This is a genomic window from Devosia sp., from assembly GCF_039927955.1.
Classification (GTDB): Bacteria; Pseudomonadota; Alphaproteobacteria; order Rhizobiales; family Devosiaceae; genus Devosia.
The window spans coordinates 1-24,679 of sequence record NZ_JBDSUA010000014.1; the positions used below are offsets into that span (position 1 = coordinate 1).

A 24,679-nucleotide genomic window follows, 5' to 3' on the forward strand; every position below is an offset into this window, starting at 1 on the left:
GCATTGAGCACGTCGGCCGGCAGCTTCAGCCGCTCGAGATGGTTCAATATGCGCGCCCGATAGGCCTCGCCCGAAAGCCCGAGCGGCCGCTTGGCGAAGTCCTCGAAGGTCCGGCCGATGCGCCGCACCGGGTTCAGCACGCTCATCGAGCCCTGCATAATGTAGCTCAGCGACTTCCAACGCACGGCTTCCACCTGTGCCTCGGTCGCATCGGCCACATTGATCGGGCCGTTCTTGAAGTCATACTTCACCGAGCCCGCAACGATCCGCATCGGCGGCCGGATCGCCGCCGCCAGCACTTTGATGAAGGAGGTTTTGCCCGACGAGCTTTCCCCGGCAATGCCGTAGACCTCGTTGCGGCGCACCGTCATGGTGATGTCGTCGACAGCGCGCACCTCGCGCTCCACGCCGAAATAGTTCATCTGGTAATAGGCTTTGAGGCCCTCGACCGTCAGGATATCACGGCTCTTGTTGTCCTGGGCCATGGTCAGGCTCCCATGCGGCGCAGGCGGCTGCGCGGGTCGATATATTCGTTCATCGATACGGCCAAAAGGAACAGGCCGATGAACGTCACCACGATCAGCACGACCGGGATCGCGATCCACCACCACACGCCCACCACCATGGCCGAGTGATTGTTGGCCCAGTACAGCATGGTGCCGATGGTCGGCAGGTTGATATTGGTGAAGCCCAGCACGGCCAGCGTCACCTCAAGCCCGATCGACCACAGCATGTTGGCCATGAACGTGGCGAACACGATCGGCATGACATAGGGCAGGTGCTCCTCAAGCAGGATCTTGGGCGTGCTCATCCCGGCAAACACCGCGTGCCGGGTGAACTCGCGGTGCTTGAGCCCCAGGGCCACCGAGCGGATCAGCCGCGCATCGAAGGGCCAGCCGAACGCCGCCATGATGAAGGCCAGCGTCAGGCTATCGAGGTTGTTGCGCAGCACGAAATAGAACAGCACCAGCACCGGGAAGATCGGCACGGCCACGAAGATGTCGTTGATGAACATCAGCAGCCGGTCGACCCAGCCGCCGATATAGCCCGAGGCCAGACCCACCGCGAGCGAGATGATGCGGCTCAGTGTGGCCACGATGATGCCGAAGGTGAGCGAATTGCGCATAGCCGTGCTCATCTGCCAGAACAGGTCCTGGCCGCGCGAATTGGTGCCGAACCAGTATTGCGGCGAGGGCGGCATGTCGGGCGCCACCATGTAAATCAGCGTCGTATCGACCGGCGAGAAGAAGCTGAGCAGCGCAAAGATCACGATGATGGTCACCAGCACCAGGCCGACGGCAAATTCGATATTGTAGCGGATGAGGTCGCGGAAAACGGCAAACATGGACTTACTCCGCCCGCACGCGGGGATCGAGAAGGGGATGCAGCAGGTCGATGATGAAGATGGCCACCGCCACCGCAGTCACCGAAACCGTGCCCACAGCCAGCACCAACGAGAAGTCGCCGCCCCCCACTGCGTCGATCAGCAGCGAGCCCAGCCCAGGATAGTTGAACACCTGCTCGACGATCACGGTGCCCGAGAACACCCCGCCCAGCGTCATGGCGAGCGCGGTCAGTTGTGGCACCAGCGCGTTGCGGATCACATATCCGCCCACGATGGTATTGCGCCGCACGCCGGCCAGCTCGGCATAAGTCACGTAGTCCTCCGTCACCACGTTGCTAACCAGGGCCCGCATGCCCAGGAACCAGCCGCCGAAGCCGACCAGCACCAGCGACGCCGCGGGCAAGATAGAGTGCAGGATCACCGACCCGGCGAACTGCCAGGTCCAGCCCATCTGCACATCCATCGAGAACCCGCCCGAAATCGGCAGCACCGGCCAGAGGAAGCCGAAGATGATGAGCAGGATGAAGGCAACGATATATTGGGGGATCGGCTGCAGCCCCATGGCAACCACGCCGAAGCCCTTGAGCAGGCGGCTGTTCTGGTTGTAGCCCGCCAGTGCGCCCAGCAGGTTGCCGATCAGAAAATTGATGATGATGGATGAGGTCAACAGACCGACGGTCCACGGCAAGGCGCGCATCACCAGCGTCATGGCCGGCGTCGGGAACGCGATCATCGACGGTCCCAGGTCCCCCTGTACCAGCCGTACCCAGAAATTGAGATATTGCTGCAAGATCGGCTCGTCGACGCCATACATGGCCGTCAGCGCCTCGCGCATCGCCTGTACCGCTTCTGGCGCGGAATTGGATCGTGCCGTCATGCGCCCAAGCGCGGATTCGACCGGACTGATCGGCGACAGATGTGTCACCAGAAATGTGGCGGAGACGCCGAAGAATATCACCGCCAGAAGCTGCAGAGCGCGCTTCCCGATGAACCATAAGTAACCTTGCATGCGGACTCCTCAACCGTCCTTTTATTCCTCGCCCCATCGGGGAGAGGTGGCTCGGCGAAGCCGAGTCGGTGAGGGGAGTATTGGGTCAGACCACACGCCCCCTCATCCGGCTCTACGCGCCACCTTCTCCCCGATGGGGAGAAGAATAGCATCTGCGAGGGGCGCGAAGGAGATTCCGCGCCCCTCAAGGCAGCGTGGCTGGTGGCCACGCTGCCCGGGAGGACGCTGTTATGCGACCGGCTTGATCTGGGTGAAGATATACTTCCCGTTCGACCAGTTGGTAACCGGATTGGCGTAGTTGTTCTCGATGTTCGGCCAGCCGGTCCAGTGCAGGTTCGACTGCACCGAGAACACGTTGTACGACATAATCGGGATGTTCGGCATTTCGTCGAGATGCAGCTTGACGAATTCGGTGCCGTATTCGAGCCCCTTGGGATCGTTGAAGTCGATCCCGCGGATTTTTTCGATGATCTCGTCGAGCTTCGGATTGGTCCAGCGCATCCAGTTACGGGCGGGCTGGATCTTGCCGGCTTCGGCGACATATTCGGAGTGGTAGCTGTCGAGGAAGAACGACAGGTCGGGGTGACCGCCCCAGGTTTCCACCGCCCAGGCGATATTGCATTCATAATCGCCCGCGGCCTGACGATCCCAGCTGTCTGGGGACACTTCGGCCGTTGCCTGCACGCCATTCTGGGCCCAGGTCTGCGCGATAATGACGCCAAGACGATTGATCACGCCTTCGGTGGGAACCTGCACGCTGAAGGTGAAGGGTTCGCCGGTATTGGTCATCCACTGGTTGCCGTTTTTGGTGAAACCGGCAGCCGTCAGCAGTTCTTCTGCCGCAGGAATGTTCTGCTTCCACCAGCCAAAACCGAAGCTCTTGTTGATGGCTTCCGGATCGGTCGGAACGTCGTCGCCAAACTGTGGACGAACCATATCGGCGATCTGCTGGCCGATGGTGGGATCGTACGGTTTGACCTTCGAGGTGCCGGTGTCGATTTCGTAATCGATCAGGTACTGCTGCAGCGGCCCGTGATAGTCGCGGGTATGGGTGCCGGTTGGCGGGATCGAGATGGCCGACAGGGTTGCCGCACCACGATAGCTGGCCATCGACATGGCCCGCGCATCAAGCATCAGTGCGAGGGCCCAGCGGACGCGCTTGTCCTGGAACATCGGCTTCTGATGGTTGAAGATGGCCATTGGCAAGGTGGGATCGGGATGGGCATAGGGGAAGCCCTTGAACCAGCCGTGGACGTTTGGATCGTCCTTGATGATCGAGAACGTGCCTTCCGGCGACAGATCGTGGATCATGTCGAGGTTGCCGTTGCGCATTTCGATCAAGCGATTGTCGGTCGAAATGTTGTTGCGGTAGATGATGTGCTTGGGGGTCGGTTCGCCGACGAGGCCCAGCGTGGTCTTGTCCCAATCGGCGCGCTTGTCCCAGATATACCAGGTGCCGTTCGGATCGAACGAGTTGAGCGTATACGCGCCCAGGCTCAACGGCGGATTGTAGTCGAAGGTCAAGACGTCTGCGACCTTTTCGAACACGTGCTTCGGCATGATCCAGGCAGCGTTCCAACGCACCGAGAAGATAGCGTGGAAGCGCGAATTCGGCGCCTTGAGCTTGAAGTGGACGGTATATTTGTCGGGTGCCGTGACTTCGGCTACCTGGGTCGAGAACGCACCGCTCCAGGTCATGCCAGGCACTTCGATCTGCTTCTGCACGGTGTAGACAACGTCGTCCGAGGTAAACTCGACGCCGTCGCTCCACAGGATGCCTTCGCGCAGCTTCACCGTCATTTCGCTGAAGTCGGCGTTGTATTCCCATGGGCCCGAGGCCAGGGCATTGTAGATCGCGTCTTTGCTGGAGCCGGGGACGCCGCCATCAGGATCGATGTACCACAGCGTGTCCATGGTCAACTGGTGCAGGCCATTCGACCAGCCGCCGCCACCGTTCACCCAGATGTTGAACCAGCCCGGATTGCGGATGACGCCTTCCGGGTTGTGGACGATCAGTGTCTCGTTGCGTGGAAAGTTATTGAGGTCGGGCGCGGTGCCTTCGGCATCCTGCGCCCAGGCAAGTGTCCTGGCGCTTAACATCAGCGTGCCGACGGCAGTGCCGATCATAAAACTGCGTCTATCCATTGTTTCTCTCCCTTGTCGAGATGCCATTCGGCTTTCTCGCTCGAAGTGCCCTCCAGCACTGCCGATCATGCTAACGCAACGAGAAGGGATGTCAACGCGTTGCATGATATGAACCCGGCAACGTGATACACAATACAAATGGGCGCACCTTTTCGGGTACGCCCATGTTCAGTTCGCCATATCACTTTGCCGGCGAGGCGGCAGCTGACACGATTTTTCGATCGTCGATTTCGCCAATATTGCAGCGTCACAAACCCTTCTCGGGTCTGGCGACGCTGTTACTTTTCGTTCATCTCAGGGGCAGCCCTGCGGCAGAAGCTCAGACCTTTACGCGGATCATCTGGTAGGAGAACGGGGGCACGGCAACGGTCAACTGACCATTGTCAATCTTGGCGCCGCTGCCCTTTTTGGGAGCAACTTCGGTCTGGTTTTTGGCAGTGTTGACCGCTTCCAGGTTCGAATGCGTCATCACCTGATGCTCGATCACGCTGCCGCCGGCAAAGCCCTGCAGGCTCAGATCAATGGTGATCGTCTCGGTGGCGTGGCGGTTGACCACGAAGAAGGCCAGGGTGCCGTCTTCCTCGTTATGCACGCCTGAAGCATCGACATAGGCGATATTGTCGCCATGAACGCTGTCGTAGCCGGGGGAGTTGACCAGCAATTGCAGCGCCGTGCCGCGCCCGAAGATCGAGGCGAAGTAGTACGGATAGTAAATCGTCTGGCGCCAGGCATCGCCGCCCTTTTCGGTCATGATCGGGGCGATCACGTTCACCAGTTGGGCGATACAGGCAATCTTGACCACGTCCGAGCGACGGATGAACGAATTCAGGATCAGCCCGACCTGCAGCACGTCTTCGAAATTGTAGATGTCTTCGAGCAGGCCCGGCGCATGCGGCCAGCCCCCGGCGCCCTCCAGGATCACCCGATCCTGCTTGTTGGAATGATACCAGACGTTCCATTCGTCAAACGAGATATAGACGTCGCGCTTGGAGCGCTTCTTGCTCTTGACCTGCAGGATCGTCGCCGACACCGTGTCGATATAGGTCTCGAGCTTGCGGTTCAGCGCCAGGTAGTTCGCCGTGTTCTTCTCGCGGTTGGCGAAATACATGTGCAGCGAAATGTGGTCGACATGCTCATAGGTGTGTTCGAGCACGATGCGTTCCCAATCGGGATAGCTGGCCATATCGGCATTGGACGAGCCGCAGACGATCAGTTCAAGCGTGTTGTCGAACATGCGCATGGCGCGGGCGGTGTTGGCGGCCAGCTTGCCATATTCGGCGGCATCCTTGTGGCCGACCTGCCAGGGGCCGTCCATTTCGTTGCCCAGGCACCACATCTTGACGTTCCACGGTTCCTTGCGGCCGTTCTTGATGCGCAGGTCGGAATAGTAGCTGCCGCCCGGATGGTTGACATATTCCAGGAAATTGCGGGCATCATCGACGCCGCGCGACCCCAGGTTCACCGCCAGCATCATTTCGGTACCGACCGTCTCGCACCAGTCGGCAAATTCGTGGACGCCGACAGCGTTGCTTTCAGAAGTATGCCAGGCCAGGTCCAACCGGGTCGGCCGCTGCTCGCGCGGCCCGATGCCATCTTCCCAGTCATAGGCCGAAACGAAATTGCCGCCCGGATAGCGCACCACCGGCACGTTCAGTTCCCTGACCAGCGCTGCCACATCGCCGCGCATGCCGTTCTTGTCGGCGCTCTTGTGGTCGGGCTCATAGATACCGGTATAGACCGCGCGCCCCAGATGTTCGATAAACGAGCCATAGACCCGATCATCCACCTTGCAAATGGTGTAGTCCTTGTGGGCTGTTACGCTAGCCTTCATGGCCGTCTCTCCCTAATATCCCGTTTATCGGATTTGTATCAATAAAACGGTTTATAGAAAGATTGCGGCCTGCACGCAAGCCGTGAAAATTTCGTCGGATGCTACTTCTTGGTCTGCAGGCTCAGGATGATATCCTGATCGTAGTTGCCGAAGCCGCGGCCGAAGATGTTGATGCCGCCCGGATGCCTCGCGTTTTCGCTTACACCGATGCGCAGACGGATCGAGCGATGCGTGTCCAGATCGAGATCCTTGAGGGAAATCGGAGAAATCTTGACACCATCGACAAAGGTGCCGGTGCCATTAATGCGCCAGCTCTTGAGCTTGCCATACTGGCTGCCCTTGAGCTTCCACCAGCTCGGCGTATAGACGCCGCGCTTGTCGCCGAAATCGCCCGGCGAGGTCCAGGTGCCGATATCCTTGCCATTGACCGAAATGGTGATGTCGGAGGGCCAGTCGGCAGCGGTTCCCGGAACCTCGGAACTCAACTCCATGGAAAACTCCATCGACTCGATCTCGTTCTGCGCCAGCTTGGCGTTGTTGGGAAACTGATATTCGACAAAGCCACGCGTGAACCAGATCAAGCCGGTTTTCATGCGCTCCGGATCCAGAAACGTGTTCGGCACATCGAGCAGCCCGATTATGCCATCGGCGGAACACAGCCCACAGGGCGCTGAGACCTCGTAGCTGGTATACAGCCCCAGCGGCATCGACACTTCGATAGTATCTGAACTGGACCGGGCGATGTCGTTCTTGAACATCACCATGATCTCGTCGAAGGTCGAATGGCATATCTTCTGGTTGCCCTTGCGGGCCTTTCTCGTCTCGGTCCGGATCAGCCCGGCATTTTCAAGAATTTGCACATTGGTCGAAACCGTTGATTGCGGCAAATTCAACAGGCTGGCGATATCGTTGCCGTTCTGCGGACCCTCGGTATGCAGAAGTTTCAGGATTTGCACGCGGATCGTGGAGGCCAGACCGCGCAGAACCTCAAAATCGTCCTCTGGGTCGACGACAAGAAAATTGCGGCTCACGAGTCACTTCTTTTTGAATCTACGATCTGAACAAGCTTTGTATCAGCATTCCTGTTTTAATCAACCTGGACTGCCGCCTGCGCGGGCTCTCAGCCGCAGCGGACCTGGTCAGCCTGATCGAACGGCACTGCACGATGCCCGGCTGTACCCAGGTCACCAATGGCGGATTCAAGGGCGGATGGATCACCCGGAACAACGGCGATACCGCCGCCGGCGTCCACGCCGTCAGATGGAGTTGGCTTGCCGCGGCTATGTGGTGGATCCAGCGGTTACGCTCGTCATCGGGCCGCCTAGCGGTTTTCTGTGTCGGCGCCGCGCTAAGTGGCCTTCTTAACGTCCAGCACGGTCACGGTGCGGATTTCGCCGCCGCGCTGGGCCATGGCCATAATGATGGTTTTGCCTTCCGCACCAGGTGCGCGCTTGTCACCAGAACATGCATCGCCCAAGTCCGCCTCAATTTGTCCGGTCAGCTTGTCGACGTTCTGCGTCGAACCAATCAGATTGCGTAGAACCAGAAAACCAGTGGGGCGCAGGTATCCGGAAATACGGTGCCAGCGGTTGGGCAAACCTGACCGCCACAAACTTGGCGAATGCTGGCTGGGGCGCTAGGATTCGAACCTAGGAATGCCGGTACCAAAAACCGGTGCCTTACCACTTGGCGACGCCCCAACTGGCGCGGTTCCTACACGGTTTGCCAAGGGTTCGCAACATTGCGGAACGGGCTTTGAAATCGCTTCGAGAAGAGCTTGAACCCATCAGGCTGCACGGCTATAAACCGCCGCATCGCGATGAGAAATACCCGAACGCCGCGACATTGCCGGAGTATAGCGCAGCCTGGTAGCGCACCTGCTTCGGGAGCAGGGGGTCGAGTGTTCGAATCACTCTACTCCGACCAATCAAGCCCCGGCTTCATCAGAGGCCGGGGCTTTTTATTGCGCTCGATCGGAAGAAACAAAAAGGCCGGCCCAAGGGACCGGCCTTTTGAAGTCTGTGGGAACGCTTAGCGCTTCGGCTTGAGCAGCGCCCAGGCGCCGGTGACGGTCAGCGCGGCCAAGCCCATCTTGAGGATGTCCCAGATGATGAAGGGCTGCACGGCCTTGGCGAAGGCTGAACCGACGACATTGGCCTGATCGATCCAGCTGGCATGGCCAGCCATGGCCATCAGCCAGACAAAGCCGCAAACAAACAGCACTGCATCGCCCAGCAGCATGGCGCCGAACAGGGTGAAAGGACGGTTGGATGCGCCAAGATCAGTCGCACGGCCGATGATATAGGCCATCGGCAAATAGCCGAGCAGGAAGCCGGTGGTGGGGCCGGCGAAATAGGCGAGACCACCGCCCGAAGCAAATACTGGCAGACCGCTGGCACCCTCGACCAGATAGGCCAGCACAGTAGCAACGCCAATGCGCCAGCCAAAGGCCGCAGCAAGTGCGGCTACGGCGAAGGTCTGCATGGTGACGGGAACCGGCCAGACTGGAACGCTGATCTTGGCGGAAAGCGTCAGCAACAGCGTGCCGAGCAGTACGGTGACGATATTGGTGGCGAGCTTTGCTGCCTCGCCCTTGGGAGCAAGCGCGCCGAGCAGCGTGTTCGACGTGGTCATGGTCACGGCCATTTTGTACCTTTCGGGCTTGGAATATCCGGCGAAAGCTGGCCGAATGCGTTAATGGTCCTCACCAATCTTCTTAATCTCCCGTTTTCGTGAGCGCAATGGCCGCCCCTAGCCCTGCTTTGGTGTTCAACACCGCCTTCAAGTCCCGCGCCGGTCAGCCGGTGGACATGGCCCCCGGCCTGACGCGGATCACCGCGCCTAATTCGGGGCCTTATACGTTTACGGGCACCAACAGCTTTCTGATCGGCACCGAGCGGCTGGTGCTGGTTGACCCGGGCCCGGATGATCCCCGCCACATCGATGCCCTGCGCAAGGCAATCGGTGCGCGGCGCGTCGAGGCGATCATCCTCACCCACACGCATCGCGATCATAGCGCAGCAGCGGCGCGGATGCGGATCGAACTGGCGGCGCCCCTGTGGTTTGGCGGTCCGCACCGGCTGTCGCGGCCGCTGCGACGGTTCGAAATCAACCCGATCAGCCGTTCATGCGACTGGGGCCTGGTTCCCGACCGCGTGCTCACCGACGGCGAAAAATTCATGGCTGGCGGCGTGCCGATGGAGGTGATCGCCACGCCCGGCCATTGCGCCAATCATCTGGCATTCGGCATGGTCGGCACGCCGGTACTGCTGACCGGCGATCACATCATGGGCTGGAATTCGACGCTGGTGGCGGTGCCCGATGGATCGATGGCGCAATATCTGGCTTCGCTCGACCGAGTGCTGGCAACCGACTACGCCATTTTCATCCCGGCCCATGGTGGCCACATCGCCGATGGTGTGACCTATACCAAGGCTCTCAAGGCACATCGCGCGATGCGCAGCGGGCAGATCATCACCGCGATCACCGAGGGCGTCCATAGCGTCGGTGCGATCACCACCAAGCTTTATCCCGGCGTGTCGCGCAGCATCCGCGCAGCCGCTGCAATGACGGTGAAAGCCCATCTGGAATATCTGGAAGCCAGAGGAGCGTTGCGGATCAGGCGTAGCCTGTTGGGAATGTGGGCCGAAATCTAGGGCTTAGGATCAGCCGCGTCGGGCGCGGCAGGGTCCGGCTCAGCATCGGCGGGCTGATTGGCGTTTGGATTGTCGCGCAGCATGTTGGTGACTTCGTCATCGAGCTGAGTGAGAAACTGCTCGATGCGCGGACCGTTGGAGCCAAGGTCGTGCTCGGCGTTCAGCGAGGCGGAGCGCATATCAACCACAGCGCTCTGCGCATCTCCGGTGACGCGCAGGACCACTTCGTCTCGCCAGCCCAGCAGCGAAACCACGTCAGCGTTGATCTCGCCCGGGTCGAGCGCCGCCGTTGGGTCACGCTGCAACGTGATATCCCAGCCATGCGCTTCCACCATGTGCAGGACAATCAGGTAGGTCTGCTGCAGATTGAGCGGGTAGGCACGGGTCTTGATATTGGGAAATTCAGTTTCCAACTGCTCGGCCGTCAGCAGTTTGGGCGGCGGCATGTGAATGGTGCCGGGATCGAGCATCAACGGCAGGGCGCCGCGCTGCGTGGTCGCAATGTCGGTAACGGCGGGATAGCGCAGCATCTGCGCGCCGACATAAGCGAATGGTACGAGGCACATCAGGCTGAGCAGGAATGCTGAGATCGCCCTGCCCCAGCCCTGATCGCCGGTCTGCCACAACCGCGCCAGCGCCGTCATCGACACCAGCAAGGCAAGAGTTGCAACGATCCCCGCCACCGCAGCCACATCGACAAACACGTCGCTGGTCAGCAGTCGCTGCCGATGCAGAAACACCGGAATGACCACCAGTGGCACCGCGATGCTGGCGACGCGGCGCGACCAGATGGCCCATTTCGATGTTCGGATCAGGATGCGCACGCGGCGGTCGGTCCAGGTTCAGCGTCTATCGGATCGGCAAATTAGGTCAGGCGCGCAAATCCGCAAAGCCTATGGATAAAGCCGCCGGCTGGTCCATGGCGCATCGAGCGCCGTGCGGGTGAACTGAACCCGATCATGCAGGCGGAACTCGCCATCCTTCCAGAACTCGATGCTGAGCGGCATCAGCCGAAAGCCTGACCAACGGTCCGGGCGGACAACGTCGCCATCGCCGACCTGCTGGGTCAGCCTGGCAACCTCGGCCGCCAGCTTGGCACGGCTATCGAGCGGGCGCGACTGCCGCGACACCGAAGAGGCAATCTGCGAGCCACGCGCGCGCGAACCGAAATAGGCGTCGGCCTCGGCGGGCGTGACCACCTCGACCGGGCCGCGCATCCGCACTTGGCGGCGCAGCGATTTCCAGTGCATCACCATGGCTGCCTTGGGCTGCTCCAGCAGTTCATGGCCCTTGGCGCTTTCCAAGTTGGTGAAGAAGGTGAACCCGCGCGCGTCTCGCGCATTGAGCAGCACCACGCGCACATCAGGCATACCATCCGAATCAACACTGGCCAGCGCCATGGCGTGCGGATCGTTGGGTTCGCTCTGGCGCGCTTCAGCAAACCAGTCTTCAAACACCGCAAACGGATCGAGCACGGTGAAATCGGCGTCGTCGAACAGAATTTCGGTCACGGATTTGGGCATTTCTGCGGGCTTCCAGCGTTTCAGGAGCGAATGCCAGCGCAAAACTGGACATTGGGAATGGCCCTCGCCATATAGGACGTGAACCTTGGGCGAAGCAACGCCCCCACGCAATTGATTGGATACAATGCGCGACCCCTATAGCGTGCTTGGGGTGGCCCGTTCGGCAAGCGAGAAGGACATCAAGTCCGCATACCGCAAGCTGGCAAAGGCACACCACCCCGATCAGAACCCGGACGATCCCAATGCCCATGGCAAATTCGCCGAGGCAACGAATGCTTATGACTTTTTGAACGACGCCACCAAGCGCGCGCAGTTTGATCGCGGCGAGATCGATGCCGATGGCAATCCGAAATTTGCTGGCTTCAACCCTGGTGGATTTCCCGGCGGCGGCGCGGCGCGCGGCGGTCGCAATGCAGCAGGCGGGTTTTCTGCCGAGGATATTCTCAAGGAATTCATGAGCGGCTTTGGTGGCCAGCCGCGCCAGCCAGGACCGGGTGCCCGCCCTCAGGGCGGCGCGCAGTGGGACCCGTTTGCGGGTGCTGCCCAGGGTCGACAGCCGTCCGGCGGCAAGGCCGAAGACGTGGTGGTCAATGCCACCGTCTCGCTCGAAGATGCCCACAAGGGCGGCTCGATCAATGTACGCATGCCCAATGGCAAGATGCTGGCGGTCAAGCTGCCCGAAAAACTTGAAGAGGGTCAGCAGATCCGCCTCAAGGGCCAGGGCGCGGCGTCGCCTTTTGGCGAAGCTGGCGACGCGCTGGTCACCGTGCGCTTTGAAAAGAGCAAACAGTTCCGCCGCGACGGCAAGGACATCCGCGTCGACGTGCCCATCGCGCTTTACGAGGCCGTGCTGGGCACCAAGATCCGCGTTCCGACGCTCGATGGATCCGTCGAACTCAATCTGCCGCCGGGCGTTGATACCGCCAAGGCGCTCCGCCTGAAGGGCAAGGGGCTGCACGGCGATGGCGACCTGTTCGTCAACCTGCGGGTGGTGCTGCCGCCAGGTGGCGATCCGGACCTTGAAGCGCTGATGCGCTTCATGCGCGAGAGCAAGCCGTACAAGGTGCGGGACTAGGGTGGCGCCCTCATGGTGAGGTGGGAGCGGAGCGACCCTCGAACCACGAGGGCGTGGCACTATCCTCTTGGTGCCGCCGCCCGTTCCAGCCGATCATTGATCGCCTCACCCAGCCCGTCCAACGGGATCGGCGCCACGGCAATCGCCCTGATCCCCGTTTCATCGAGCTGATTGAGCATGGCGAACAGATTGCGCGCGGCTTCGTGCAGATCGCCCGAGGGCGACAGGTTTATTGTTCCGCTGACTTTGCCAAATCCGAGCATCGCCTCGCCCGGATTGGCCGCGTCGGCGTTCAACCGGATCAGTGCGTTCGGCGCGTAATGGCTGAGCAGCATGCCCGGAGCGGTGATCGCGGCATCCTTGGCAGGGTCGAGAACCTGTTGCCCAACCAAAGCCTCGATTTCCTCGCGCGATAGAGCGCCGGCGCGCAATTGCGTCAGCGTATCGCCCGCGACGCTGATGATTGTCGACTCCACACCAGCGCTGCACGGCCCACCATCGAGTACCGGCACACGGCCAGCAAATCCCAGCCGCACCTGACTGGCGCTGGTGGGCGAGAGCCGCCCCGATGGATTGGCCGAGGGCGCGGCCAGCGGTTTACCAACCACAGCGATCAACTCCAGCGCCAGCGGGTGCGCGGGGACACGGAGGGCCACACTGGAAAGGCCTGCCGTGGTTATATCCGACAGTGCCACCCCTGTCCGTTTCGGCAGGACCAGCGTCAGCGGCCCGGGCCAGAATGCCTTGGCCAGCGTCCGCGCCAGCGGCGAAAATTCTGCCAGCGTTTCGGCCATCGCCAGATCGGAGCAATGGATGATCAGCGGATTGAAGCGCGGACGGCCTTTGGCTTCATAGATCGACAGCACCGCGTCGCTGTCGGTCGCATCGGCGCCGAGCCCATAGACCGTCTCCGTCGGAAAGGCGCACAATTGGCCGGCGCGCAGCAAGGCTGCGGCGTCTTCCACTGTTTTCGGATCGATTGCCGATGCTGGCGCGTTCAAACTCATGCGCGCTGTTTGACAACAGCCCAGCGGCGCGTCAAGACGATGATGCGTCCTTTGAGGTGAGCAGCGGTGACCACCCTTCTGATCAGCCAGCCGAACTTCGCCGACCATCAGACGCCCACCGGCCATCCGGAGCGCGCCGATCGCATCCGTGCGGTTGAAGATGCGCTGAACAAATCCCGCTTCGATGGCCTGCTGCGCCGCCCTGCTCCAGCGGGCGATCTGACGCTGGCGGAACTGGTGCATGGCACGGGCTACATGAAAAAGCTGGCCGATGCACGGCCCGCCGAAGGTATTGGCCAGATCGAAGCCGATACCTTCATTTCGGCGCGTTCGCTCAATGCCGCGGCGACCGGACTTGGGGGCGCGCTGGCGGCGCTCGACGCGGTGCTTTTGGGCGAAGCCGACAATGCCTTCTGCGCCATCCGCCCACCCGGACACCACGCCGAAATCGACACGCCGATGGGCTTTTGCCTGATCAATACCGTTGCCATCGTGGCCCGCGAAGCGCAGCGCAAGTATGGCGCCGAACGGGTGGCGATCATCGATTTCGATGTGCACCACGGCAATGGCACGCAGGATATCTTCAAGGCCGACCCGAGCGTGTTTTACGCCTCCAGCCATCAGATGCCGCTGTATCCCGGCACCGGCAAGGCCGACGAAACCGGCGTCGGCAATATCGCCAATACCCCGCTCGATCCCGATACCGATGGCGTCGATATGCGCTCGGCCTATACCAGCCGCATCCTGCCGGCGCTGGTGGATTTCTCGCCCGACCTGATCCTGATTTCCGCCGGGTTCGATGCGCATGAACGCGATCCGCTGGCGCAATTGCGCTGGGTGGGCAGCGATTATGCCTGGCTCACGGGGAAGTTGATGGATATCGCCGAGCGCCAATGCGGCAACCGCATTGTTTCGCTGCTCGAAGGTGGCTATGACCTCAAGGGCCTCGCCAACGGTGCCGCCAGCCATGTCGCCATGCTGATGGATGGCGCGCTTGGCAAACTGGACGATTGAAGGAGCCGACAATGGCGGACGCCACCAACGACGATGTCAAAACCCTGAGCTTTGAAGCGGCCCTCGCTCAGCTCGAAGAAATCGTCGGCAAGCTGGAAAGCGGCAAGGCGCCGCTGGCCGAGTCGATTGCCATCTATGAGCGCGGCGAAGCCCTCAAGTCGCACTGCGAAACACTGCTGAAAACCGCCGAAGCGCGCATCGAAAAGATCACCCTGTCGCGCGACGGCAAGGCCATCGGCACCGAGCCGCTCGACGCCTGATGTCCCCCAAGGCCCTCCGAAACTTCCGTATCGTCCTCTGGGCGCTGGTTGCCGTCGTCGCCATCGGCGCGACGGCGCTGTATGTGTTCAAGCCCCCAGCCCGTCCGCTGGGCGTTTCGGGTCAGACCTTCGAACTGGCGACAACCACCGGTGGTGCGTTCACGCAGAAAGATCTAGTGGGCAAGCCGAGCTTGGTGTTTTTCGGTTATACTTTCTGCCCCGATGTGTGCCCGACGACGCTGGCCGAAACCACTGCCTGGCGGCAGCAGCTTGGCCTCAATGCCGATGATCTGCGCATAATCTTTGCCACCGTCGATCCGGATCGCGACACGCTGCCGATCGTCAAATCCTATATCGAAGGGTTTGATCCCTCCATTATCGGGCTGGTCGGCAATCAAGCGCAGACGGATGCGGCCAAGGCAGCGTTTGGCGTGTTTTCGGAAAAGAAGGGGGAGCCGGGCGATCCGTATTATCTGGTCGATCACACCGCGCTGATTTTCCTGATAGCGGCTGACGGAACCTTCCAGGGCACCATTGCCTATGACGAAAACAGCGATACTGCGCTCAAGAAGATCAAGCGGCTGGTGCAGGGATGAACGAGCGTATCCGCCTCGATCTGGCCCTCGAACAGCGCGGCCTGCTCCCCAGCCGGGCACGGGCTCGCGACGCCATCCTGCGTGGTACGGTGACCATCAATGGCGTCGTTGCGCATAAGCAGAACCAGATGGTCGGCCACAGCGATGTGGTGGCGCTGGATGATCCAGCGGCACGCTATGTGTCGCGGGCTGCGCTGAAGCTGGTTGCCGGACTCGATGCGGGTGAGATTGATGCGACCGGCAAGATCTGCCTCGACATCGGCGCCTCCACCGGCGGGTTTACCCAGGTGTTGATGGAACGCGGCGCCGCAAAGATCTACGCCGTCGATGTCGGCCACGACCAGTTGCACGAGCGGCTCAAGGGCAGCAATCGCGTCGTCAGCCTCGAAGGCCTCAATGCCAAGGATTTAGGCGACGCCCACGTCCTTGAGCCGATCGATATTGTCGTTTCCGACGTCAGCTTCGTCTCGGTCACCAAAATCCTCGCCGCGCCGCTGGCCCTGTGCAAGCCAGGCGCCGATGCGGTGATCCTGTTCAAGCCGCAGTTCGAAGTGGGTCGCCGCAATGTCGGCAAGGGCGGCATCGTCACCGACGAGGCGGCGATCGAAACCGCTCTGGCCGAAATGGTGACGTTCATGGCCGAACACGGCTTTGCCCACCGCCTGTCGATCGCGTCGCCGATCGCCGGTGGTGATGGCAATGTCGAGACGGTCGCGGTGTTTCGGAAAGACCCACAGTCGCAGTAGCCTCATGGTGAGGTTCTTTGCGACGCAAAGCCTCGAACCACGAGGTTTACTTTGAAATCCTATATCTCTTCGTGGTGAAACCCCACCGCGCCATCGCGCCCGGTCTGGCCACGGTGGCGGATCATGTGATCGGCCAGCACACAGGCCATCATCGCTTCACCGACAGGCACCGCGCGAATGCCCACGCAGGGGTCATGGCGGCCCTTGGTGATGATATCGGTATCGACATTCTCTGTCGTCACGGTCTGGCGCGGCGACAGGATCGATGAGGTCGGCTTGACGGCAAAGCGCACGACCACCGGATCGCCGTTGGAAATGCCGCCGAGGATGCCGCCCGCCTGATTGGACAGAAAATACGGCTTGGATTGTCCTGCCCGCATCTGGTCGGCGTTTTCGATGCCGGTGAGGCTGGCGGCGTCAAATCCAGCGCCGATTTCGACGCCTTTGACGGCATTGATCGACATCATCGCCGAGGCGAGGTCGGAACTGAGCTTGCCATAGATCGGTGCGCCCCAACCGGGCGGCACGTTTTCGGCGACGACTTCGATCACTGCGCCAACCGAATTGCCGGACTTGCGAATATCGTCGAGATAATCGGCCCACAGCGCTGCCGCTTTGGGATCGGCGCAGAAGAACGGGTTCTGGTCGACCTGGTCCCAGTCGAAATTGTCATAATCGATCTTGTGCGGCCCAACCTGCACCAGGCTGGCGCGGATTTTGACGTCGCCAACCACCAGTCGCGCAATGGCCCCCGCCGCAACGCGCGCCGCCGTTTCGCGGGCCGAGGTCCGGCCGCCACCGCGATAATCGCGGATGCCATACTTCTGGTCATAGGTGTAATCGGCATGACCCGGACGGTATTTGTCGCGGATTTCGGCATAGTCCTTGGAGCGCTGGTCAGTGTTTTCGATCAGCAGCGAAATCGGGGTGCCGGTGGTGCGTGGACCATCGGTGCGCTCGTCCTCGAACACACCGGACAGAATTTTGACCGCATCGTCCTCGCGGCGCTGGGTGGTGAACCTGGACTGCCCGGGCTTGCGCCGATCCAGATCGCGCTGGATGATGTCAGGCGTCAGCGTCAGGCCCGGTGGGCATCCGTCAACCACCACGCCCAAAGCCGGTCCGTGGCTTTCACCCCAGGTGGTGAAGCGGAACATCTGGCCGAAGGTGTTGAAGGACATGGAGCAGCCTTTCGCAGGATGAACGCTTTCTAGGCAGCGACGTCCCGCAGGTCAATCAGGCGATGTCGCCCCAGGTATTGGTCGCCGCATGCAGCGTCATCGTGCCCTTCGCGAAATGAGCGATGACGCCCTGCGGTGGTGGCCAGTTGACGACAGTGCCGTGATCGGCGCCTTCGACCAGATGGCGCAGCACTCGCAGCACGCCGCCATGCGCGACGACCACCGCATGCTGGGTCAACACCTTGGCAAAATCCACCAGGCGCTTGGCCACATCGTCGTAATTTTCGCCGCGCTCGGGTCGGAAATGCCAGTAGCTGGCTTCGCGCTCACCTGGAGCGATTGCCATTTCACGGTTGATCTCGGCATGCAGCCGACCTTCAAGTGTTCCGAAGGAGATCTCGATCAGGCGCTGATCGACGATGACGTCAGGCAGCCTGACATCAAACGCAGCCCGCATCCGGTCCATGGTTTCCACAGCACGACCAAGCGGGGAAACAAACCAGTTCAGCGATGCCGGATCGACGCCGTCGTCGGCCAGCATCTGCCGGAGCAGTATGCCATTGGCGTCCGCCTGCTTCTGGCCGACAGCATTGAGCGGAATATCCATGCTCCCCTGATAGCGCTGCTCGCGATTCCAGGCGGTTTCACCATGCCGGGCGAAGTAGAAATCAGGCCAGTTCGGGGCGGTCATCTGCGTTATCTCGGGCGCTGCACCGCGCCCGTCCTACACGGCAAGTTTGACAAGCGGGCGACTATTCGTCCGCTTCAGGCTCGACATATCGGTGCCCTGCGCGTGCCTGCCAGCAAGCGGTGGCCGAGCTGAGTTTTTCACCGTGGGCTTAACCGTTTGTGGCACAGCGGTGCATACCCGGCAAGGTTTCGCTTCCCGCAATCGAGCCGCACAATTATGCTTCGAGTATGTCCTTGTCCGCCTCCCAGATCATCATCGCGCTCAGCGCTATTGTCGGCTCCGCTCACGTGGTGGTCGACCCAGCCGCCATGGGCAATTATCTCAAGGAACCACGGAAGCGGTTTCACACCCCGGCAGTAGCCGTGGTGCTGCCGGGCAGTGTCGAGGAAGTGCAGGCCATTGCCCGCTTTGCCAATGAGAACGGCGTGGGGCTGATCCCGCAGGGTGGCAATACCGGTCTGGTCGGGGCGCAAGTGCCCTTGCGGGGCGATGAGGTGATCATCAGCCTGTCGCGCCTCAATCAGGTGCGCTCAATCGACGTCGCTGCCGGCACCATGATTGCCGAAGCTGGCGTGATCCTCGAAGAGGCGCACAAGGCCGCCGAGGCCGAGGGCGTGATGTTCCCGCTGTGGATCGCCTCGCAGGGTTCGGCGCGGATTGGCGGCGTGCTGTCGTCCAATGCAGGCGGTGTCAACGTGCTGGCCTTCGGCAATGCGCGCGAGCTGTGCATGGGGGTCGAGGCGGTGCTGGCCGACGGGCGGCTCTATCGTGGGCTCAATTCGCTCAAGAAGGACAATACCGGCTACGACCTCAAGGACCTGCTCGTCGGCGCCGAAGGCACGCTGGGCATCATCACCGCGGCGACGTTGAAGATTTTTCCGCAGCCGGAGGAATTCGAAACCGCGCTGGTCAACGTGCCCTCGCCGGCAGTGGCGCTGACGCTGTTCCAGCAACTGCGCGAACGTGCCGGCTCGCGCCTCAACGCCTTCGAGTTGATCCCCTGGATCGGCCTCGATTTCCAACTGCGCCACGGCATGATCGACCGCGACCCCACCGCCGGGCCATCGCCCTGGTATGCGCTGATCGAGATTTCGCGGATGAAGGGCGGCCTTGCCGGGGCGCTGCAGAATGCGCTGGAAGCCGCCTTTGAAAGCGGGCTGGTCAGCAACGCGGTGATGGCCGAATCGTTGGCCGATCGCACTCGCATGTGGGCGTTCCGCGAGCAGATGAGCGAATGCCAGTCGCGCGAAGGTGCATCGATCAAGCACGACGTATCGGTGCCGATTGCCGCCGTGCCGCAACTGATCGCCGAAGGCATCCCGGCCGCCGAAAAGATCGTGCCCGGCATTCGCGCCGTTCCGTTCGGACACATGGGCGACGGCAATATCCACTTCAATTTCAGCCAGCCAATCGGCGCCGATGGCAAGGCGTTCATGGCGATGGATGATGCCGTGCATGCTGCGATTTACGAGATTGTGCTGCGCCTCGCCGGGTCAGTTTCCGCCGAACACGGTATCGGCCAGCTCAAGCGCGAATTGCTCAACCAGGTCAAAGACCCGGTAGCGCTAGAGATGATGCGATCGATTAAGCGGGCGATCGATCCCAAGGGGATTTTGAACCCGGGGAAGATGCTGGGATAGCGCCCGCTATTTTTTCCACGGTGCCATTGGCGAGGCCGGTTTCCTCAAAGTGCCGTCTTGTCACCCACGGCTGGCAGGGCCATTTCGGGTTCAACACCGAAATTTCAGGACAGACCATGCTGCTCGACATTGCTTTTCTCGATGACGCGACGCGTCCGCCACCGCCCAAGCTCGAAGGCTTGACCGAAGCACAGAAGATGCCCGGCCAGCACTTGCGGATGATTCACGACCATCTGCGCCACAATATGGAAACGCTGGGCAAGCTGATCGAGCGCGCCTCAGCCGGCTCAGTCAGCGTCGAACAGGTCGAAGCCGAAACCGGCAGTCTCGCAATAGTCAGCAACTATCGCCGCTTCGGTAACCTCTGCGGTCAGCACTGCCAGATCGTCAACACGCACCACTCCATCGAAGACGATGCGATCTTCCCGGCGCTGGCGCAGCAAGGCGACATCTTTGCCAGGATCGCCGAGCGCCTGCAGGCCGAGCATGTCATCGTCCACGAACTGCTGGTTGGGCTGGTCGATGCGCTCAACGTGCTGGCGCGCGAACCCGGTGCCGACAATTTCGAAGCCGCCAAGGACATCTATCACGCGCTGGAGCGCGTGTTGCTGTCCCACCTCGGCTATGAAGAAGATGCCATGGGCGATGCACTGGGCTATTTCGAGATCGGGGTCTAGAGTCTCAGAACAGGTCCAACTGCCCACCGGCCGAGGCCTTTTTCTTCACCGGCTCAGGCTTCTGCACCGTCACTGGCTCAATCAGCCCCGAATCGTCGACCCGCGCCGAATTGACCCGCGTCGACACCGGATGAAAATTCACTTCGCCCGGCCCCAGCGGCCGCGCCAGCTTGTAGGCTTCGGCGGCGCGGACGTTGAGCACGTCAAGCCATTGGTCGATCGCCTCGCCCTTGAGGATGGCCGGCATCCGGTCGTGGATCACTGATAGTTCCGGATTGGCCGGCACGGTGATGGTGGCGACGGTATCGACCTCCTCGCCTTCGGGCCCCGACCAGATCGAATAGAGCCCGGCCAGCGCCATCGGCTCGCCGTTCTTGAGAGTGATGTAATAGGGCTGTTTCACCTTATCCGGCCCGGTGTGCCACTCATAGTAGCCCGAGGCCGGAATAATGCAGCGGCCGTGCTCGAGCGTGTCGCGGAAGGCGGGTTTTTCCGCCATGGTCTCGACGCGGGCATTGACCAGCAGCGGAAATTCGCGCGGGTCCTTGACCCAGCGCGGCACCAGGCCCCAGCGGGCAAAATGGCCGAGGCGCCGTCCCGATTCCTCCCAGATCACCGGGATCGGCTGCGTCGGCGCCACATTATAGCGCGGCACCAGATCTACGGCATTGAGCAGCTTGAACAGCTCGGTCATCATTTCGGGTGGCAGGGTCACAGCGTAACGTCCGCACATGTTTGCCTCCTGCCTGGTGCGATTACAGGTAGTGTTAGCCCCTGAGAATCACAATGGAACGCTGATGTCCCCTATAGCAAATGCCGCCAGCGTCGCATTGATCCATAGCGGCAAGGTGCTGCTGATCCAGCGCGCCTTTGCGCCCTACCAGCACTTATGGACCCTGCCCGGCGGTCGCATCGAGCCCGGTGAAACCATCGAGCAATGTGCCGAGCGCGAGATCAAGGAAGAGCTGGGGCTGGCGGTGTATTCCCTCAAGCCGGTGCTGACCCAGTCCCTCGGGCAGGACAAGAAGTTCCAGCTTGCGGTGTTTGCCAGCATGGCGTTCGAAGGCGAGATCGTGCCGTCAGAGGAGATCAAGGCGCATCAATGGATTGCGCCCAATGTGATTGGCGCGTTGCGCACCACCTCGCGTCTCGATGTGGTGCTCGAAAGGGCATTCGCGCTCTTTGAGCGAAACTGATAAACAGCAGAAGGGCTAGTTTGCCGGATATGAAATTGCGCATTTTCCAGAACCTGTTGCTGCCGCTGGCATTGTGCGTTGCCCTTGCCACCCCGGCCTGGGCCATCGATCCGCTGTATCAAAAGCAGATGGAACGGCTGTCGGAGATCATGGGGAGCCTGTATTTCCTGCAACCGCTGTGCGAAACCAAAACCACCGACTGGCGCGTGCAGATGAATGATCTGATCACGCTGGACCAGCCGGACGAAGATCGCCGGCAACGGCTGATCGGCGCGTTTAACGGCGGTTATGCGGCGTTTTCGCGGTTTCATCGCACCTGTACCCCCAGCGCGCTCGAGGCGCTGACGCGGCTGTTGGCCGAGGCCGAGCAGACCGCGCGCGAAATTCATGCGCGCTTTGCCGAATAGGCCAGCGCGGCAGATTTCCCACAGCTGTTTACAATCACCGCCCGAACGTTAACCTTTGAGTGACTTCTTCCGCGCCGAGCGCTAAATCGCATGCTACCCAGCTTTCATGAGCGTCATTAAACCCATGTTCTCCTCCACCGCCGCCCTCGGCACTATGGAACGCGACCAGAGCGAGCGTCAGCTCGCGCTTGAGTATCTGGCCGAGGCCTGGAACACCGCCGAGGATGAAGGAATCGACAGCCAGGCATTGGCGCATGCGTCGCTGTTTGCGGCGCTGGCCACGTTCGTCAAAGCGCATGGGGACGAAGCCACCGCGGCGCTGATGGAACTGATGCCCGACCGCATCCGCGCCGGCGAATATAATCTGGATCGCGTGCTGCAGTAATCAGGCAGCAGGCAGCGCTTCAAGGAACCGCATCGGCTGGCCGGTCGATGGCGTCACCAGTTCTCCCTGCCACATCACCATATTGCCGCGCACAATGGTGCCCACTGGCCAGCCGGTTACTGTCACCCCGTCATAAGGCGTCCAGCCGGCGCGCGACTTCACCCACTCATTGGTGATGGTCTCGCGGCGCTTGAGATCTACAATGGTGAAATCGGCATCGTAGCCGACGGCGATGCGGCCCTTATTGGCGATGCCGAACAGCCGGTTGGGGCCATGGCTCGACATATCCACGAACCGCGCCAGGCTGAGTTTTCCGGCATTGACGTGGTCGAGCATGGTCGGCACCAGCGTCTGCACGCCGGTCATGCCGGAATGGCTGGCCGGATAGGCGTGGTCCTTTTCCTCGCGCGTGTGAGGCGCGTGATCGGACCCCAGAATATCAGCGACGCCATTGCTGACACCGGCCCAGATCATCTCGCGATGCGCGGCATTGCGGATCGGCGGGTTCATCTGCGCATAGGTGCCCAGCCGCGCATAGGCGGTTTCGTCCAGGGTCAGATGATGCGGCGTTACCTCAACGCTGGCAACGTCCTTGTGGTCGGCCAGGTACAGCATTTCCTCGCCGGTCGAGATGTGGAGCACGTGGATGCGCTTGCCGGTCTTGCGCGCCAGGCCAACCAGCCGCTTGGTCGAACGCAAAGCCGCTTCCGGGTCGCGCCACACCGGATGCGACGACGGATCACCAGGTACGCGCAGGTGCTTGCGCTCTTCGAGCCGATATTCGTCCTCGGAATGGAACGCGGCCCGGCGCGAAATGGCGCGCAGGATGTTTTCGACTCCGTCGTCATCGGCTACCAGCAGCGAGCCGGTGGACGATCCCATGAACACCTTGACCCCAGCGCAGCCCGGCAGCTTTTCCAGCGCCGCCAGTTCGCCGACATTCTCATGCGTTCCGCCGACATAAAAGGCGAAATCGCAATGCATGCGACGGGTGGCACGGGCGATCTTGTCGTCGAAGGTGGCGCGGCTGGTGGTCAGCGGATTGGTATTGGGCATCTCGAACACGCCGGTAACGCCGCCCATCACCGCCGAGAGCGACCCCGATTCGAGGTCTTCCTTGTGGGTCAGGCCGGGTTCGCGGAAATGCACTTGCGTATCGATGACGCCGGGCAGGATATGCAGGCCGATGCAATCGACGGTCTGATCGGCAGTGTGTTCGGCAAGCGCGCCGATGGCGACGATCCGCCCATTGCGGACGCCGATATTGCTCAGACCCTCGCCATCATGATTGACCAGCGTGCCGTTCTTGAAAATCACGTCGTAGTGCGCCATGTCTTTGGTCCCGCCGCCAGTGCCTAAGGCGGTTTTACGGATGGTGGGCCTGAGGGGCAAGCGAACATGACCATATCTTTGCGTGCCAACCGCGCCGTATTCCGATTTTCGGGGCCGGATGCACACAAGCTGCTCAATGATGTGGTGACCGGTCCGGTCCCCACCGAAGGCGAGATGGCAGCCTGGTGGGCGCTGCTTTCACCGCAAGGCAAAATCCTGGCAGATGGCCTGGTTGGCTGGACGCCCGAAGGGCTGTGGATCGACGTTCATGATTCAGTGGCCGACGATTTTTTCAAGCGCATGCGCTTGTATCGACTTCGCGCCAGCGTCGTGATCGACGATTTGCGGGCGACCCATCGCGTGGGCTGGGCCATAGATGCCGAGCCGCCTGCCGGCACTGTCCATGGCGACCGCTATGGTCCTGTCGATATCGGTTATCGGGTCATCGATACTGTCGAAGCCAGCGCGGCCTGGGTTCAGAATGACGACGACTATGCCCGCATCCGTATCGAGGCAGGTTTTGCCATACTGGGGGAAGACTTCGCGCCGGACACGACGTTTGCCCATGACATCGGCATGGACCTGCTTGACGGCATCGACTTCGAAAAGGGCTGCTATGTCGGCCAGGAAGTGGTCAGCCGGATGAAACACCGCGGTACTGCCCGCCGCCGTCCAGTCATCGTACACGGCGTCAATGCTGCGGCAGGAAGCGCAGTGCTTGCTGACGGGCGCGACAGCGGCAGCATAGGGCGCGTGGTTGACGATATCGCTATCGCCATCATCCGGCTCGATCGCTTCGGGCCTGGCATAGCTGCAACCGTTGGTGACCAGAAGGTGGAGTTCGAGCGTCCAGTCTGGGCATCTTACCTGTTGGGCGAATCCAGCGCCGAAGAAGCATGATCGCGATCGTTTGAAGAATCGCTGCCCGGCATCTAGGCTTTTCAACAGGCTTGAAATGGGGGC

27 protein-coding genes and 2 tRNA genes are annotated in these 24,679 nt (G+C 61.2%); 13 read left to right on the top strand and 16 right to left on the bottom strand.

The window, feature by feature from the left end; translation table 11 throughout:
- The 8 genes from ABIT12_RS05095 to ABIT12_RS05130 all read right to left on the bottom strand — a co-directional run.
- The coding region (locus tag ABIT12_RS05095) for an ATP-binding cassette domain-containing protein (RefSeq protein WP_348041857.1) at positions 1–485 on the bottom strand (485 nt) is incomplete at its 3' end.
- 2 nt (positions 486–487) lie between these two features.
- Positions 488–1,345: an ABC transporter permease gene (locus ABIT12_RS05100; RefSeq protein WP_348041858.1), complete on the bottom strand. Its 858-nt coding sequence runs from the start codon at positions 1,343–1,345 to the stop codon at positions 488–490.
- Between the two features lie 4 nt (positions 1,346–1,349).
- Positions 1,350–2,354: an ABC transporter permease gene (locus tag ABIT12_RS05105; RefSeq protein WP_348041859.1), complete on the bottom strand. Its 1,005-nt coding sequence runs from the start codon at positions 2,352–2,354 to the stop codon at positions 1,350–1,352.
- Between the two features lie 228 nt (positions 2,355–2,582).
- On the bottom strand, positions 2,583–4,454 hold the full coding sequence (locus ABIT12_RS05110) for an ABC transporter substrate-binding protein (protein WP_407065591.1): 1,872 nt from the start codon (positions 4,452–4,454) through the stop codon (positions 2,583–2,585).
- A gap of 364 nt (positions 4,455–4,818) precedes the next feature.
- Positions 4,819–6,330, bottom strand: a complete 1,512-nt coding sequence (locus ABIT12_RS05115; protein ID WP_348041861.1) for an alpha-N-arabinofuranosidase — start codon at positions 6,328–6,330, stop codon at positions 4,819–4,821.
- 101 nt (positions 6,331–6,431) lie between these two features.
- Positions 6,432–7,361, bottom strand: a complete 930-nt coding sequence (locus ABIT12_RS05120) for an ArsR family transcriptional regulator (protein ID WP_348041862.1) — start codon at positions 7,359–7,361, stop codon at positions 6,432–6,434.
- A 317-nt stretch (positions 7,362–7,678) separates the two neighbouring features.
- Positions 7,679–7,927 carry a hypothetical protein gene (locus ABIT12_RS05125; RefSeq protein WP_348041863.1) on the bottom strand — a complete coding sequence of 83 codons (249 nt, stop codon included), beginning with the start codon at positions 7,925–7,927 and terminating at the stop codon, positions 7,679–7,681.
- Between the two features lie 28 nt (positions 7,928–7,955).
- Positions 7,956–8,030 (bottom strand) — tRNA-Gln (locus ABIT12_RS05130).
- 149 nt (positions 8,031–8,179) lie between these two features.
- Here ABIT12_RS05130 and ABIT12_RS05135 point away from each other — a divergent pair.
- Positions 8,180–8,256, top strand: a tRNA-Pro gene (locus ABIT12_RS05135).
- Positions 8,257–8,361: 105 nt separating this feature from the next.
- On the opposite strand, the gene ABIT12_RS05140 is transcribed toward ABIT12_RS05135, so the two are convergent.
- Positions 8,362–8,964, bottom strand: a complete 603-nt coding sequence (locus ABIT12_RS05140; protein WP_348041864.1) for a biotin transporter BioY — start codon at positions 8,962–8,964, stop codon at positions 8,362–8,364.
- A 107-nt stretch (positions 8,965–9,071) separates the two neighbouring features.
- Between ABIT12_RS05140 and ABIT12_RS05145 the strand changes: the two genes are divergently transcribed.
- Positions 9,072–9,986 (top strand): MBL fold metallo-hydrolase, encoded by a 915-nt coding sequence (locus tag ABIT12_RS05145; protein WP_348041865.1) that lies wholly within the window; start codon positions 9,072–9,074, stop codon positions 9,984–9,986.
- Here ABIT12_RS05145 and ABIT12_RS05150 read toward each other — a convergent pair.
- On the bottom strand, positions 9,983–10,810 hold the full coding sequence (locus tag ABIT12_RS05150) for a DUF1499 domain-containing protein (protein WP_348041866.1): 828 nt from the start codon (positions 10,808–10,810) through the stop codon (positions 9,983–9,985). The two genes, ABIT12_RS05145 and ABIT12_RS05150, sit on opposite strands and share 4 nt — an antisense overlap.
- A 69-nt stretch (positions 10,811–10,879) precedes the next feature.
- Positions 10,880–11,509 (bottom strand): pyridoxamine 5'-phosphate oxidase, encoded by a 630-nt coding sequence (pdxH, locus tag ABIT12_RS05155; protein WP_348041867.1) that lies wholly within the window; start codon positions 11,507–11,509, stop codon positions 10,880–10,882.
- Between the two features lie 124 nt (positions 11,510–11,633).
- On the opposite strand from pdxH, the gene ABIT12_RS05160 reads away from it, so the two are divergent.
- Positions 11,634–12,584, top strand: a complete 951-nt coding sequence (locus ABIT12_RS05160; protein WP_348041868.1) for a DnaJ C-terminal domain-containing protein — start codon at positions 11,634–11,636, stop codon at positions 12,582–12,584.
- Between the two features lie 59 nt (positions 12,585–12,643).
- On the opposite strand, the gene ABIT12_RS05165 is transcribed toward ABIT12_RS05160, so the two are convergent.
- Positions 12,644–13,591, bottom strand: coding sequence for an L-threonylcarbamoyladenylate synthase (locus ABIT12_RS05165; RefSeq protein ID WP_348041869.1), 948 nt, complete (start codon positions 13,589–13,591; stop codon positions 12,644–12,646).
- A 66-nt stretch (positions 13,592–13,657) separates the two neighbouring features.
- Between ABIT12_RS05165 and ABIT12_RS05170 the strand changes: the two genes are divergently transcribed.
- From ABIT12_RS05170 to ABIT12_RS05185, 4 genes are read left to right on the top strand one after another with little or no spacing between them, the layout of a single operon-like run.
- Positions 13,658–14,605, top strand: a complete 948-nt coding sequence (locus tag ABIT12_RS05170) for a histone deacetylase family protein (protein ID WP_348041870.1) — start codon at positions 13,658–13,660, stop codon at positions 14,603–14,605.
- An 11-nt stretch (positions 14,606–14,616) separates the two neighbouring features.
- A complete protein-coding gene (locus ABIT12_RS05175) occupies positions 14,617–14,865 on the top strand; it encodes an exodeoxyribonuclease VII small subunit (protein ID WP_348041871.1) in 249 nt (82 codons plus the stop codon).
- The gene (locus tag ABIT12_RS05180; protein ID WP_348041872.1) at positions 14,865–15,461 is read left to right on the top strand and encodes an SCO family protein; all 597 of its coding nucleotides are present in this window, start codon (positions 14,865–14,867) and stop codon (positions 15,459–15,461) included. The genes ABIT12_RS05175 and ABIT12_RS05180 overlap by 1 nt, the downstream gene beginning before the upstream one ends.
- Complete coding sequence (locus ABIT12_RS05185; RefSeq protein WP_348041873.1) at positions 15,458–16,207, top strand: TlyA family RNA methyltransferase; 750 nt, start codon at positions 15,458–15,460, stop codon at positions 16,205–16,207. Before ABIT12_RS05180 ends, ABIT12_RS05185 begins: the two co-directional genes overlap by 4 nt.
- A gap of 59 nt (positions 16,208–16,266) precedes the next feature.
- Here ABIT12_RS05185 and aroC read toward each other — a convergent pair whose 3' ends face one another.
- Positions 16,267–17,388, bottom strand: a complete 1,122-nt coding sequence (aroC, locus tag ABIT12_RS05190) for a chorismate synthase (RefSeq protein WP_348041874.1) — start codon at positions 17,386–17,388, stop codon at positions 16,267–16,269.
- A gap of 55 nt (positions 17,389–17,443) precedes the next feature.
- A complete protein-coding gene (locus ABIT12_RS05195) occupies positions 17,444–18,079 on the bottom strand; it encodes a histidine phosphatase family protein (RefSeq protein ID WP_348041875.1) in 636 nt (211 codons plus the stop codon).
- Between the two features lie 227 nt (positions 18,080–18,306).
- On the opposite strand from ABIT12_RS05195, the gene ABIT12_RS05200 reads away from it, so the two are divergent.
- Both ABIT12_RS05200 and ABIT12_RS05205 read left to right on the top strand, forming a co-directional pair.
- Positions 18,307–19,719, top strand: a complete 1,413-nt coding sequence (locus ABIT12_RS05200; protein ID WP_348041876.1) for an FAD-binding oxidoreductase — start codon at positions 18,307–18,309, stop codon at positions 19,717–19,719.
- 116 nt (positions 19,720–19,835) lie between these two features.
- Positions 19,836–20,396, top strand: coding sequence for a hemerythrin domain-containing protein (locus tag ABIT12_RS05205; protein ID WP_348041877.1), 561 nt, complete (start codon positions 19,836–19,838; stop codon positions 20,394–20,396).
- Between the two features lie 4 nt (positions 20,397–20,400).
- On the opposite strand, the gene ABIT12_RS05210 is transcribed toward ABIT12_RS05205, so the two are convergent.
- Positions 20,401–21,129 carry an SOS response-associated peptidase gene (locus ABIT12_RS05210; RefSeq protein ID WP_348041878.1) on the bottom strand — a complete coding sequence of 243 codons (729 nt, stop codon included), beginning with the start codon at positions 21,127–21,129 and terminating at the stop codon, positions 20,401–20,403.
- 64 nt (positions 21,130–21,193) lie between these two features.
- Between ABIT12_RS05210 and ABIT12_RS05215 the strand changes: the two genes are divergently transcribed.
- The 3 genes from ABIT12_RS05215 to ABIT12_RS05225 all read left to right on the top strand — a co-directional run bounded on the left by ABIT12_RS05215 (position 21,194) and on the right by ABIT12_RS05225 (position 22,384).
- On the top strand, positions 21,194–21,592 hold the full coding sequence (locus ABIT12_RS05215; protein ID WP_348041879.1) for an NUDIX domain-containing protein: 399 nt from the start codon (positions 21,194–21,196) through the stop codon (positions 21,590–21,592).
- 35 nt (positions 21,593–21,627) lie between these two features.
- Positions 21,628–21,999 carry a TIGR02301 family protein gene (locus tag ABIT12_RS05220; RefSeq protein WP_348063302.1) on the top strand — a complete coding sequence of 124 codons (372 nt, stop codon included), beginning with the start codon at positions 21,628–21,630 and terminating at the stop codon, positions 21,997–21,999.
- 106 nt (positions 22,000–22,105) lie between these two features.
- Complete coding sequence (locus ABIT12_RS05225; RefSeq protein WP_348041881.1) at positions 22,106–22,384, top strand: hypothetical protein; 279 nt, start codon at positions 22,106–22,108, stop codon at positions 22,382–22,384.
- Here ABIT12_RS05225 and ABIT12_RS05230 read toward each other — a convergent pair whose 3' ends face one another.
- A complete protein-coding gene (locus tag ABIT12_RS05230) occupies positions 22,385–23,716 on the bottom strand; it encodes a dihydroorotase (protein WP_348041882.1) in 1,332 nt (443 codons plus the stop codon).
- Positions 23,717–23,782: 66 nt separating this feature from the next.
- Here ABIT12_RS05230 and ABIT12_RS05235 point away from each other — a divergent pair, with 66 nt between their 5' ends.
- Positions 23,783–24,616, top strand: coding sequence for a folate-binding protein (locus tag ABIT12_RS05235; protein WP_348041883.1), 834 nt, complete (start codon positions 23,783–23,785; stop codon positions 24,614–24,616).
- The last annotated feature ends 63 nt before the right edge of the window (positions 24,617–24,679 follow it).

What these genes read in the sequence shown, in the direction of transcription:
- ABIT12_RS05205 (WP_348041877.1), top strand. Translation starts at nt 19,836, where the DNA reads ATGCTGCTCGACATTGCTTTTCTCGATGACGCGACGCGTCCGCCACCG.
- ABIT12_RS05140 (WP_348041864.1), bottom strand. Translation starts at nt 8,964, where the DNA reads ATGACCACGTCGAACACGCTGCTCGGCGCGCTTGCTCCCAAGGGCGAG.
- pdxH (WP_348041867.1), bottom strand. Translation starts at nt 11,509, where the DNA reads ATGCCCAAATCCGTGACCGAAATTCTGTTCGACGACGCCGATTTCACC.
- ABIT12_RS05210 (WP_348041878.1), bottom strand. Translation starts at nt 21,129, where the DNA reads ATGTGCGGACGTTACGCTGTGACCCTGCCACCCGAAATGATGACCGAG.
- ABIT12_RS05115 (WP_348041861.1), bottom strand. Translation starts at nt 6,330, where the DNA reads ATGAAGGCTAGCGTAACAGCCCACAAGGACTACACCATTTGCAAGGTG.
- ABIT12_RS05110 (WP_407065591.1), bottom strand. Translation starts at nt 4,454, where the DNA reads ATGTTAAGCGCCAGGACACTTGCCTGGGCGCAGGATGCCGAAGGCACC.
- ABIT12_RS05185 (WP_348041873.1), top strand. Translation starts at nt 15,458, where the DNA reads ATGAACGAGCGTATCCGCCTCGATCTGGCCCTCGAACAGCGCGGCCTG.
- ABIT12_RS05180 (WP_348041872.1), top strand. Translation starts at nt 14,865, where the DNA reads ATGTCCCCCAAGGCCCTCCGAAACTTCCGTATCGTCCTCTGGGCGCTG.
- ABIT12_RS05225 (WP_348041881.1), top strand. Translation starts at nt 22,106, where the DNA reads ATGAGCGTCATTAAACCCATGTTCTCCTCCACCGCCGCCCTCGGCACT.
- ABIT12_RS05200 (WP_348041876.1), top strand. Translation starts at nt 18,307, where the DNA reads ATGTCCTTGTCCGCCTCCCAGATCATCATCGCGCTCAGCGCTATTGTC.
- ABIT12_RS05105 (WP_348041859.1), bottom strand. Translation starts at nt 2,354, where the DNA reads ATGCAAGGTTACTTATGGTTCATCGGGAAGCGCGCTCTGCAGCTTCTG.
- ABIT12_RS05235 (WP_348041883.1), top strand. Translation starts at nt 23,783, where the DNA reads ATGACCATATCTTTGCGTGCCAACCGCGCCGTATTCCGATTTTCGGGG.
- ABIT12_RS05175 (WP_348041871.1), top strand. Translation starts at nt 14,617, where the DNA reads ATGGCGGACGCCACCAACGACGATGTCAAAACCCTGAGCTTTGAAGCG.
- ABIT12_RS05145 (WP_348041865.1), top strand. Translation starts at nt 9,072, where the DNA reads ATGGCCGCCCCTAGCCCTGCTTTGGTGTTCAACACCGCCTTCAAGTCC.
- aroC (WP_348041874.1), bottom strand. Translation starts at nt 17,388, where the DNA reads ATGTCCTTCAACACCTTCGGCCAGATGTTCCGCTTCACCACCTGGGGT.
- ABIT12_RS05100 (WP_348041858.1), bottom strand. Translation starts at nt 1,345, where the DNA reads ATGTTTGCCGTTTTCCGCGACCTCATCCGCTACAATATCGAATTTGCC.
- ABIT12_RS05165 (WP_348041869.1), bottom strand. Translation starts at nt 13,591, where the DNA reads ATGAGTTTGAACGCGCCAGCATCGGCAATCGATCCGAAAACAGTGGAA.
- ABIT12_RS05195 (WP_348041875.1), bottom strand. Translation starts at nt 18,079, where the DNA reads ATGACCGCCCCGAACTGGCCTGATTTCTACTTCGCCCGGCATGGTGAA.
- ABIT12_RS05215 (WP_348041879.1), top strand. Translation starts at nt 21,194, where the DNA reads ATGTCCCCTATAGCAAATGCCGCCAGCGTCGCATTGATCCATAGCGGC.
- ABIT12_RS05160 (WP_348041868.1), top strand. Translation starts at nt 11,634, where the DNA reads ATGCGCGACCCCTATAGCGTGCTTGGGGTGGCCCGTTCGGCAAGCGAG.
- ABIT12_RS05230 (WP_348041882.1), bottom strand. Translation starts at nt 23,716, where the DNA reads ATGGCGCACTACGACGTGATTTTCAAGAACGGCACGCTGGTCAATCAT.